Consider the following 11,710-nt stretch of genomic DNA (forward strand, 5'->3'; position numbering starts at 1 on the left):
ACTATAAGTTTTTTAATGCTAATTTTATAATTTTTTCTACAGAAGCATCTGGATTTTCTTTTAAAACAGCAGCAATAATTTTATCAGATTGTTTTCTTTGAAATCCTAAAACCTCTAAAGCAGATAACGCTTCATCCCTGTTCGTATTGCTTGTTCTTACAGAAACTTCATCAATATTAAACGTTTTTAAAATTTTATCTTTTAAATCTACAATAACTCTTTGTGCCGTTTTTACTCCAATTCCTTTAACAGACTGAATTAAAGGCACATTTTCTGATGCAATTGCATTTTGTATTTCTTCGGATGTCATAGACGAAAGCATCGTTCTTGCAATGCTTGGACCAACACCAGAAACCGAAATTAATAATTTAAAAATTTCTCTTTCTGTTTTATTGATAAAACCAAAAAGCGTGTGTGCATCTTCTCTTATTGATAAATGTGTATATAAAACTACATTTTCATCCGCAGGTAAACTAGAAAAAGTATTTAAAGAAATGTGTAATAAATACCCAACACCATTGCAATCTACAACAACCTCTGTTGGATTTTTTTCTACTAATCTTCCTCTAACTTGTGTAATCATAAGTTCTTTTTCTTGGCTAAAGTAATAATTTATTTTAGGTTTGTTGTAATCAGTAACATAAATGACAAAAAATAGGTCTTTAAAAAGGAGGAAAGAGGACATAAAAGAGAGATTAGAAAAGAGAGAAAAGACAATAGAGTAGAGGTTGTTTTTGCACTCTCTACCCTTTAGTCTTGTTTCTTGTCTCTATAAACTATAACTTTTAGTCTTATGTCTAGAGCCTATTCGTCAAAAATTATTTATTCTTTTCTCTTTGTTGTGCATCCACACAAGCTAAAGCTGCCATATTTACCATTTCATCTACACTAGATCCTAATTGTAAAATGTGCACTGCTTTGCTTAATCCTAAAATCATTGGTCCAATAGATTCTGCACCTTGTACTTGTTTTAAAAGCTTGTAGGTAATGTTTGCAGATTCTAAATTAGGAAAAATTAATACATTTACTTTTTTACCATTTAATTTAGAAAAAGGAAATTCTTTTGCTAATAATTCTGCATTAAGCGCAAAATCTGCTTGTAATTCTCCGTCTACCACTAAATTAGGATAATGTTTGTGCATAAAGGCAACCGATTCTCTAATCTTTTTTGAGGTTTCTGTATTAGATGAACCAAAGTTAGAGAAAGACAACATGGCAACATTTGGCTTCATTCCAAACATTTTAACCAAACCAGATGTCATTAAAGTTGTATTAATTAAATCTTTTGCAGTAGGGTTTATGTTAATTGTAGTATCTGCTAAAAATAACGGACCTTGTTTTGTTAACATTAAGTTACACGCTGCAATTTTAGAAACACCTTTTTCTTTGTCTATAAGTTCTAAAATTGGTTTCACTACACTTGGATACGGCCTAGAATACCCTGTAATAAAAGCATCTGCTTCATTTTCATTTACCATCATTGCACCAAAATAAGTACGCTCTCGCATTAATTTTGTTGCTTCAGATAATGTTCTTCCTTTACGTTGTCTGTTTTTCCAATATGCTTCTCCAAAACGTTTTCTACGTTCTTCTTCTTCGTCTGTTTTTGGATCAAAAATTGGCACATCCGCAGTAAAACCAATTTCTTCTTTAAGTTCTAGAATCAACTCTTTTCGGCCTAATAAAATAACTTTTCCAAGTCTTTCTTCGTGTACTCTTTGAGCAGCTTTTAAAACATCTAAATGATCGGCTTCTGCAAAAACAATTCGTTTTAAATTGCTTTTAGCACGGTTATGAATCATTCTAATTTCTTTGCTTCCAGAGCCAGATCTTTCCATTAATTCTTCGCGGTACTTTTCCCAATCTGTAATTGGTTCTAATGCAACACCAGAATCCATTGCTGCCTTTGCAATTGCTGGCGGAATTTCATAAATTAGTCTTGGGTCAAATGGTTTTGGAATGATGTATTCTCTACCAAAAGATAGGCTTACTTCATCATACACAATATTTACTTTTTCTGGTACAGATCTTTTTGCTAAATCAGCTAAAGCATGTACAGCAGCCATTTTCATTTCTTCATTAATTTTAGTAGCTCTAACATCTAAAGCACCTCTAAAAATAAATGGAAAACCTAATACATTATTTACTTGGTTAGGATGATCAGATCTTCCTGTTGCCATAATAATGTCTTTTCTTGTTTTAATAGCTAAATCATAATCTATTTCTGGAGTAGGATTTGCCATTGCAAATACAATAGGATCGTTATTCATAGTTAGCAACATCTCTGGAGTAACTATATTACCTGTAGAAAGACCTATAAAAACATCTGCATTTTGCATAGCATCTTCAAGCGAATGTACATCTTGGTCTGTTGCAAATTCTGCTTTTTGAGAAGTTAAATTATCTCTATCTTTTCTGATAACACCTTTGCTATCGCACATTACGATGTTTTGTAATGTTGCACCTAGTTTTAAATACAAACGAGTACAAGAAATTGCAGCAGCGCCTGCGCCATTTACTACAATTTTAACTTTAGAAATGTCTTTTTCGGTAATTTCAATAGCATTTTTTAACGCAGCACCAGAAATTATTGCAGTTCCGTGTTGGTCGTCATGCATTACAGGAATATTTAATTCCTCTATTAATCTGCGTTCTATCTCAAAAGCTTCAGGAGCTTTGATATCTTCTAAATTAATTCCTCCAAAAGTTGGTGCAATTGCTTTTACAATTTCTACAAATTTATCAACATCGGTAGCGTCAACTTCAATGTCAAAAACATCAATATCTGCAAAGATTTTAAAAAGTAATCCTTTACCTTCCATAACTGGTTTTGATGCTTCTGGGCCAATATCACCCAAACCTAAAACGGCAGTTCCGTTGGTAATTACAGCTACTAAATTTCCTTTAGAAGTATATTTGTAAACGTTTTCTCTATCTTTTGCTATTTCTAAACAAGGTTCTGCAACACCAGGAGAATATGCTAATGCTAAATCGTGTTGCGTTGCATATTTTTTTGTAGGTACAACCTCAATTTTTCCTGGTTTTGGTTTTGCGTGGTATAATAAAGCTTCGTGTCTTTTTCTAGAATCGCTCATATAATATTTGTTTGCTTGTTTGTAACTTACAAATATATGCTTTTAAGCGAAAGAGCAAATTATTATTTCTTACTTTTAAGGAGTTTTGTCAATAAAATAGGGCTTTAAAAATTCAATTCTTTGATAATATTATTTTCAGAATACTTAATATTAAAAGAATAAGTTGTTAAATTGGCTTTCAGCTCAGCAAAAGAATCATTACTTGTCCAAGTAATGTGAAATTCGTTTTCTTCGGATTCTTGAAAGCTAATATTACCAGAAAATGCTTTTAACGTATTTCTTAAACGCATTAATTTAAGCTGATTTTTTACAACCTCTTTTTTAACCCCTTGATTAATATCTTCTATAGATAAAGTTGTTCTATTAATTTCTTTGTGTGCGCCAGTTCCGCCTTCATCCGCAGCTTTGTAATTATTTTTTCCTGCAAAAATATCTAAATACCAAACTTGTGGTATACCTGGCATAAATAACTGAATGGCTCTTGCCAATAATAATTTAGCTTCGTTTTCACCAAGTGCGCTAAAAAAAGTTGCATTTACTTGATAGTAAGAAATTTTATTTCCTGATGGGTCATACAAGTTTTTAACTCTTCCGCCGCGTTCTATAACGGTATTCATTATAGATTCAATTTCATTATCATCTAATAAACCTTTGTTGTAAGTTCCGTTTACTTCTTTTCCTTTTAAGTCTAAAACAGGAATTCCGTCATGGCAACCTAACATATTTACAGTTTTATACCCTTTGTCAATTATTTCTTTTGCCCATTTTAAGATTGCTTTATTAGAGTTTTTTTCTAAGGTGTGAATCATTAAACCTGGTAAAAAGAAATCATAAATTTGATAGCCTTTTTTGGCAACTTCATCATGCAAGTTTAGACCATATTCGGCATGAATTTCTGGCAACAATAACAAGTCATTGCAATCTGCTATTTGCTTTATTTTCTCGAGATAATCCCAAGTGCCGGGTTTGTTAAAAAAGTTAGTTTGGCCAATTTCTTTATGCAAATAGGCAAAGGCATCTAGCCGCAATATAGAACAACCAAAGCCTTTTAATTTGGCAAGTGTTTCTTTGTAAAATTCCCAAACGAGTTCAGATTTTGCATTAACATCCATCTGACCTAAATATGTCTTTTTGGTATTTACAATCTGTAAAATTTTATTCTTTAGAGAATTATTTTTGCCAAAATCAATAGTATTTAGTGCTTCTTTTTTTTCTATGGATGCATTAATTTTTGTACAAATTAGTTCTTTTTCTGATGATGAAATGTTGTTAAATGGTAAATCTTCAATAGTGATTTTTGTGTACTTTATTTCTTGGTAAAAAGTATTCCAATATGGTTTTTCAGTACCATCAGGAAAACCAACATTTAAAATAGGTAAACCAGTTTTTCTCATAAATAGTTTACTCAGATATTCTTGATTAGGAATAATTAATCCATCAGCATTTTTTTTTCCATTACCATCCCAAAAGCTATTCCAGTTGATAAAAAACTCCTTATATTTAGAATTTTCTCCATGTAAAAGGATGTCTTTAAACTGCGGAGAGTTTACTGATAAGTGATTTAAAACAATATCAAATTTTAATTGAATGTTTAGCTTTTCTAAAGTTTCTAAGTCTTTTTTAGAAACCAATTCTGAATTTATATCATAATCAATTACCGAAAAACCTCTGTCTAAATCACTATTAAAAAAAGTAGGGAGCACATAAAACAAAGAAAAAACATCTTTGAACTCTGGCAACTGAAGCATTTTAATAGTGTCACTTAACGTTTGGCCAATACTATCTGGATACGCGTTTAGCATTACTCCATTTTTAATACTTTTTGTGTTTTTTTGAACCATTATATTTATAAGAGTTTAGAAAGAATATTTATATTATCTGGCAATCTACCAACGTTTTGAAGTTTTAAAGCGGCTAGATTTAGAGCAATTTCTAAGCATCGGTCTATCGATTCTTCTTTTACATAGGCAAATAAAAACCCAGACCAAAAAGCATCTCCGGCGCCTGTTGTGTCTAAAACTTTTTCTACTCTAATTGCTGGTAATTGTTTTACTTTTTCTCCTTTTTGCGATAATTTTACACCGTCTTTGCCTAACGTTAAACAGATAATATCTACACCTTTATTATGGAAAAAATCAAAAATTTCTTGATGTGGTAATTCTTTTCCGAAAAGACGAAGCATATCATCTTCACTAATTTTTATTAATGGATTAAATTTGCAGTAAGATTCTATAACTTGTAGCGCTTCTGTTTTATTCGGCCATATTTTTTCTGAATAGTTGATGTCAATACTTAATTTACAACCTAATTTATATGCTTCTTCTGCTTTTTTAAGAATAGTAGTTTGTGCTGGCTTTTTACTTAATGCAAAACTAGTGGTATGAAAAATTTTTGAAGATTTTAATATTTCTGTAGGTATTTGGTCTTCTGTAATGCAATAATCAGCTTCTCTAAAAGGGATAAAATCTGGTGTATTCTCTGATCTAGAAACAAATATTACGCTTGTAGGCTTTTTATTAATTTTTTTAATGTGCTCTATATTTACACCAACTTCAGAAAATCTATTTACAATATATTCTCCAAAACCATCATTACCTATCGAGGCTATCATTAATGTCTTTAAGCCAAGTCTTGATGAATTCATTGCCACATTAGTTGGAGAACCACCTAAGTATCGGTGGTAATCTCTTGTGTTATCAATAAAAACACCAGATTGCTGACCAATAAAATCTATTAGCGCTTCGCCAACGCATAAAATATCTATTTTTTTTGTAGTAGTATTCAAAATTATTTTTTGTAAAGTGTAAAAAATTAATAAAATTATTGAGGATTAGTGCTCGTAATAGCTATATTTTCATCCTCATTGTCAAGTTTTGGTTCCTGAAGCCTTAAAGCCAATATACCTGCAATTACAAAAAATAAACCTCCTAAGAGTATAGCATTTACTGCGCTATTATTTAAAATATTTTTTACAATTGGGCCAAATGTTACGGTTTGAATTCCCATCGGAATTACAATCATCATATTTAAAATACCCATATAAACGCCTCGTCTTTCTTGAGGAACAATTTTAGAAACCATAGAATATGGAATGCCCATCATTGCAGCCCAACCCACACCAAATAAAATCATAGGTAAAATAACTATTAAAGGGTCTTTTATGTAAGGAATGCAAAGCATCGCAGTTCCTGTTAAAAATAAACTTACAACATAGACTTTTTTTCCGCCCCATTTTAAAGCCAATGGCACTAATGCTAGTGCAAAAATTATGGTTGATAAATTATAGGTAGTGTTCATTTTTGCAGCCTGACTTAATGCTTGGGATTTATTAAAGCCCATACTTTCTTCAAACATTGGCGAAATAAATTGCCAATAAATAAAAAGAGCATACCATTGAAATAAATAAACTGAAGCTAATTTCCACATAAACTTAGGCATGTCTTTAATTGCTTGAACAATTTCTATGAATGGTGTTTTTATTCGTTCGTTAAGTGGTAGCGAATTATGTTTTTCAATATCCTTTATTTCTTCTGCTGATGGTGGAATTTCGGGTGTTTTTATAACAGACCATAGTATGGTGGCAATTGATAATATTGCGCCAATAAAGAAAGAGTAATACAACCATTTAGGAATCGATTTTACTGCTTCGGATGCTGTTTCTGTATCGCCAAACCAATCTTGAAAAAGAAATATAGAAGCATTTGCTAAAACAATTCCTGCACCAACAAATAAACTTTGCATTTGATATCCAAAACTTAGTTGTTTGTTAGGTAATTTATCGCCAACAAAAGCTCGGTAAGGTTCCATTGCCATATTGTTACCAACATCAAGAATCCATAATAAACCAACTGCAAACCAAAGAGTAGGACTAAAAGGAAAAGCAAATAAGCACAAACTACCAATTAATGCACCAATTAAAAAGAATGGTTTTCTTCTTCCCCAGCGCGGAGACCATGTTTTATCTGAAATAGCACCAATAATAGGTTGAATAATTAAACCTGTAACTGGACCTGCTAGATTTAACAGCGGTAAGTCTTCATGATGCGCTCCAAGAAAAGAAAATATTGGGTTTACTGCCGTTTGTTGTAAACCAAAACTAAATTGAATTCCTAAGAATCCTACATTCATATTAAATATTTGCCAAAAGGATAAGCTTGGTTTAGGTATTTTCATCGCTATTTGATTTTAGTTTGTATTACTTTTAGAAATTCTTCAAAATTGCCTTTATTTAAAAAAATGTCTCCTTTGTAATCAATAACTGGTAAACTTAAACTTGCAACAGAAATACTAGCATTTGTTAATTTTGTAATCATTTCTGTTTCTTTAGCTTTATTTAGGTCTATGTCATAATAAATAAAGTGTATGTTTTTTTCTTTTAAATAGGCTTTTGTTTCGATACAGTAGTGACAAGTATCACTGCCGTAAACGATTATTTTTTCTTGTTTTTGTGTTTTTTTAGTTAAGCTTTGAGCATTCATAGCGAAGGATGCTAAAAAAAGAAGTAGGATGGTGGTTAGATGTTTCATAATGTGTGGTTAATCGTAAGCTTTTTTTAATAATTTGGTATTTTCGAATGCTAATAAATGATGCCTAAAATTATAATTTCTTTACTTTTTTCTGATAAAAAAAATAATTAAAACAGAGCCAATGAAGTTTTCATTGACCCTGCTTCTCAATTCAAATTAACATATAATAATACTCAATCTAAAAACTATATTGTAATGTCATTGTAGTAGAACGACCTGTAATTGTTCTTGCTGCAGCTAAACCGCCAGCTAAATTTCCATTTCCTTCTACTTCTGTAACACCTATGGTATCAAAAAGGTTATTAGCATTTACACTTAATGATAAACCTTCTGTTAAACCAACTCTAACTATTGCATTTAAGTATGCATATGCTGGCATTACTAATGTATTGTCATCTTGTGCAAAAGATTTAGATGTACCTAATAATGTAAAACCTAAAAGATGTTGACTACTTGTTCCAAAAGAATACATAGGCGCTAAGTTGTACACAAAAGCAGCTTGTCTTCTTGGGTCATTTCCTTTATTTGCACCACCATCAATTTCTGCTTTTGTATAAGTTACAGAACCATTTAAACCTAATTTTCCAAATGTTAAAGCAGATTCTACCTCTAAACCTAAAGCTTTAAATGGATTTCCTACAGTTCTATTTAATTCATTACTAATGCCTTCAGTAGTATTACTCATAAAAGCGGTAACATTAAGAACTCCGTTTTTTAATCTTTTCTTTAAACCAAGTTCAAATTGAGAAATTTCATCAAATTGTACATCACCTTTACCGTCTGCACCATATGTATTTCTATCTGCAGCTCTACCAGAAGCACCTTTACTAAATCTTCCAAAAACAGCAGCGCCATCATTTAATTTATAGTTTAAACCCGCAGAGTAAGAAACGAAATTATAGTTATCGCTAACAGTTTGTCCTGGATTACCAGCTATTGAAGGTATTGTAGATTCAAAATCGTTAATAACACCATCACCATTGTAATCAAAACCTATTAAATTACCAGCTGCATCTAAATTGCTTAATTGACCAGAATTGATGGTTCCGTTAACGTTTACGTTTTCAAAACGAACACTACCATCAAAATTTAATTTATCAGAAATATCAGCATCAAGACCTACATAAGGCGAGTTTACATTGTGTACTGTATTGTATTTTCTTTGACAACAGTTACCCCAAACTGGCTGACCAAATGAATAAGCTCCTCCTTGAGAGAATTCGTCAAAAACACCCAATCTAGCTTCACCATTACCTGCTACTTCAGAAATAGCAGAACTCCATTGCCATCCAATTTTTGTGTTTTGTGTTGCAGAAAACATACCAACGGTAACACCAACATTATCATTAATTGCTTTTGTTATTTTTACATCACTAAAAAAGTTACTTAAATCTTCGATAGTTACATCAAAATATCTAATGTCTTGCGCAAGACCATTTGCAGGATTAAAAGGTGAGCCATCTTGAAACGTTAAAGCACCAGTTGCTCCAGAAGCATCTCTTACTAAAGTCTCTATTTCTGCTATTGTACCTACGTTAGCTGTAAATGGAGCATTCCATTGTCCAGAATTATTAGAGTATCTAGCCTTACCATTAATTTTCCAATCATCCCCAAGATCAAAAGAAAATTCTGCACCAATTGATGTGCTTACGGGGTTGTTACCGTCTCTCATGTCGTTTTGTGTAGGGTTGCCATCATAAACACTATAAGTGTTTTGTATGTTAGCAGAGTGAGGTGTGTCTGTAGTAATATCAAATCCTGGTAAATTACCAAAAGTAGGATTTTCATTTGTGCCTGTTAAACTTACTGGCATTGGCATATACATTACAGTTCTATCATTTAAAAATTTAAAATAGGTACGAACATAACCGTTTTTAAAATCTTTTGTAATATTTGCTTTTATTTGTCCACCTTTATTACCTTGATAACCTATTTTTCTTGGTCCTTCGCCAACTCTCATAAAACCACCAATATGGTAAGATAAACCATTACTTAACGGAGTACCATATTCAAAATCTAATCTACTAGTTTGAAAATCTAAACCGTAAGTTGCACCTATGGCTCCACTTTCTGTGCTACCTGTTTTACTAATCATGTTAATAATACCAGCTGGGCCGTTAGAAGTCTGCGTAGCTGCAGAACCTCCTCTAATTGCTTCAATTCTACCAATATTAGAGTCAATACGTAAAAAATTATCAGCATTTCCAAAAGAAGTATCTCCAAACAACATTATTGGAAGACCATCTTCTTGTAATTGTAAATATCTAGAACCACCAGAAGAAACTGGTACACCACGAACATTAAAGTTTGCATTACCCTCACCACCAGAAGATTCTGCACGAATACCAGGTATGCTTCTAAAAAGTTCACCCGTACTTCTTGGTGAAGCTTGTTCAATTTGTTTTATACCAATTGTAGAAATAGAAACACTAGATTCTAATTTAGATTTAGGATTTACAACTCCTGTAATTATAATTTCATCTAAAGACTGTGCATTTTCTTTTACAACAAAATTTAAGGTGATGTTTGATGAGTTTATTGTAATTTCTTGTTTAAAAGTATCGTATCCTAAAGAAGATGCAATCAATGTATAGGTTCCGTTTTCTACATTGTTAATTTCATAATTCCCATCAAAATCAGAACTGGCTCCTTTTGCAGTTCCTTTAAGGATGATGTTTACGCCGGGTATAAGAAGCCCAGTTTGATCTGTAACCTTTCCAGAAATGGTAGATTGTGCAACTAGAGCTGTAGATGTAAAAAATACACACAGCAAAGCTAGTTTTTTAATAAGTTGTAGTCTTTTCATTTTAATTGTGAATTTAATAAAATTTGATTGTTATTTTGAGTAAAGCTAAATTAATGGCTAATAATATTTTCATATTCTAAATCGAAAACGTTTTCGATTTAACGAAAACGTTTTCGATTTGTTATTTTTCTTATATTGGCTCAATCTTTTTTATTATTAGAGAGGTTTTTTATCAAAATATTTAAATTATGGCGCTTGTAACATTAAAACAAATTGCAGAAAAACTGGGTATTTCGATTACCACCGTTTCTAAAGCTTTAAAAGAATATCCAGACGTAAGTAAAAAAACAAGAAAATTAGTTAGAGAAACTGCATCAATGTTAAATTACAAGCCAAATTCTTTTGCAGTAAATTTAAGAACTAAAGAATCAAAAATTATAGGTTTAATTATTCCTGTTATTGTACATCACTTTTTTTCTAGTGTAATAAAAGGCATTGTGGCTCAGGCAGAAAAAAAAGGATACTTAGTTATTATACTTCAGTCAAATGAATCGTATGAATTAGAAAAAAAGCAAATAGACTTATTGTTAAGTAAAAGGGTAGATGGTATTTTAATTTCTTTAGCCAATGAAACAGCAGATTTTAAACATTTAAATCAGGTTATAAGTCAAGAAACACCTTTAGTAATGTTCGATAAGATTGCTAAAATTGTAAAATGCTCTAAAGTAATTATTGATGATAGAAAAGCCGCTTATAAAGCAACACAGCACTTAATTGATATTGGTTGTAAGCGAATTGCACATTTTAGAGGACCTTTATTGCCGCAAAATTCAATTGATAGGTTTCTTGGGTATAAGAAAGCGTTAATAGATAATAATTTAGAATACGATCCTTCATTAGTATATATCTGCGAATGTGGCGAAATGAGTTTTGAAGAAGGTAAAAAGAATGCTTCACAACTTTTAAAAGACCATAAAGACATAGACGGTATTTTTATAAATACAGATTTAGTTGCCATTGGTGCAATGACAGAACTTATAAAGCAAGGTGTAAAAATACCAGAAGATATAAGTGTAGTTGGTTTTAGCAATTGGTTTATGGCTTCTATAATATCGCCATCATTAACCACAATAAATCAACCAGGTTTAGAGATGGGAAAAAATTCATTTAAATTATTATACAAAGAAATTAAAGAAAGAAAGAAAAAGAAAACCATTAATTATAAAGAATTAGTTTTAGAGACGGAGCTAGTTATTAGAGATTCAACAAAAAATTAAAAATCTTTCAATAATTTATTATAACAGAAAAAAAACAGTATTTTAGTTTTATTGCATCCTAAAGTT

Annotated in this window: 8 protein-coding genes; 1 reads left to right on the forward strand and 7 read right to left on the reverse strand. The window is 31.3% G+C overall.

Annotation, left to right across the window (positions count from 1 at the left end; translation table 11 throughout):
• Position 1: 1 nt before the first annotated feature.
• The 7 genes from ruvA to BTO16_RS16140 all read right to left on the reverse strand — a co-directional run bounded on the left by ruvA (position 2) and on the right by BTO16_RS16140 (position 10,427).
• Positions 2 to 583: a Holliday junction branch migration protein RuvA gene (gene ruvA / locus BTO16_RS16110; RefSeq protein ID WP_105022948.1), complete on the reverse strand. Its 582-nt coding sequence runs from the start codon at positions 581 to 583 to the stop codon at positions 2 to 4.
• A gap of 235 nt (positions 584 to 818) precedes the next feature.
• Entirely contained in the window at positions 819 to 3,095 is a 2,277-nt protein-coding gene (locus tag BTO16_RS16115) for an NADP-dependent malic enzyme (protein ID WP_105022668.1), read from the reverse strand.
• Between the two features lie 104 nt (positions 3,096 to 3,199).
• Complete coding sequence (locus BTO16_RS16120; protein ID WP_105022669.1) at positions 3,200 to 4,936, reverse strand: alpha-amylase family protein; 1,737 nt, start codon at positions 4,934 to 4,936, stop codon at positions 3,200 to 3,202.
• Positions 4,937 to 4,941: 5 nt separating this feature from the next.
• Positions 4,942 to 5,880 carry a carbohydrate kinase family protein gene (locus tag BTO16_RS16125; protein ID WP_105022670.1) on the reverse strand — a complete coding sequence of 313 codons (939 nt, stop codon included), beginning with the start codon at positions 5,878 to 5,880 and terminating at the stop codon, positions 4,942 to 4,944.
• 35 nt (positions 5,881 to 5,915) lie between these two features.
• Positions 5,916 to 7,268: an MFS transporter gene (locus tag BTO16_RS16130; RefSeq protein ID WP_105022671.1), complete on the reverse strand. Its 1,353-nt coding sequence runs from the start codon at positions 7,266 to 7,268 to the stop codon at positions 5,916 to 5,918.
• 2 nt (positions 7,269 to 7,270) lie between these two features.
• On the reverse strand, positions 7,271 to 7,621 hold the full coding sequence (locus BTO16_RS16135) for a glutaredoxin family protein (protein ID WP_105022672.1): 351 nt from the start codon (positions 7,619 to 7,621) through the stop codon (positions 7,271 to 7,273).
• 178 nt (positions 7,622 to 7,799) lie between these two features.
• The gene (locus tag BTO16_RS16140; protein WP_105022673.1) at positions 7,800 to 10,427 is read right to left on the reverse strand and encodes a TonB-dependent receptor; all 2,628 of its coding nucleotides are present in this window, start codon (positions 10,425 to 10,427) and stop codon (positions 7,800 to 7,802) included.
• Between the two features lie 188 nt (positions 10,428 to 10,615).
• Between BTO16_RS16140 and BTO16_RS16145 the strand changes: the two genes are divergently transcribed.
• Entirely contained in the window at positions 10,616 to 11,644 is a 1,029-nt protein-coding gene (locus tag BTO16_RS16145; protein WP_105022674.1) for a LacI family DNA-binding transcriptional regulator, read from the forward strand.
• Positions 11,645 to 11,710 lie beyond the last annotated feature (66 nt).

This window comes from Polaribacter glomeratus, from assembly GCF_002954665.1.
Taxonomy (GTDB): domain Bacteria; phylum Bacteroidota; class Bacteroidia; order Flavobacteriales; family Flavobacteriaceae; genus Polaribacter; species Polaribacter glomeratus.

Bases quoted from the DNA above. Each gene is read 5' to 3' on its own strand.
- ruvA (WP_105022948.1), bottom strand. From the start codon at position 583: ATGATTACACAAGTTAGAGGAAGATTAGTAGAAAAAAATCCAACAGAG.
- BTO16_RS16115 (WP_105022668.1), bottom strand. From the start codon at position 3,095: ATGAGCGATTCTAGAAAAAGACACGAAGCTTTATTATACCACGCAAAA.
- BTO16_RS16120 (WP_105022669.1), bottom strand. From the start codon at position 4,936: ATGGTTCAAAAAAACACAAAAAGTATTAAAAATGGAGTAATGCTAAAC.
- BTO16_RS16130 (WP_105022671.1), bottom strand. From the start codon at position 7,268: ATGAAAATACCTAAACCAAGCTTATCCTTTTGGCAAATATTTAATATG.
- BTO16_RS16135 (WP_105022672.1), bottom strand. From the start codon at position 7,621: ATGAAACATCTAACCACCATCCTACTTCTTTTTTTAGCATCCTTCGCT.
- BTO16_RS16140 (WP_105022673.1), bottom strand. From the start codon at position 10,427: ATGAAAAGACTACAACTTATTAAAAAACTAGCTTTGCTGTGTGTATTT.
- BTO16_RS16145 (WP_105022674.1), top strand. From the start codon at position 10,616: ATGGCGCTTGTAACATTAAAACAAATTGCAGAAAAACTGGGTATTTCG.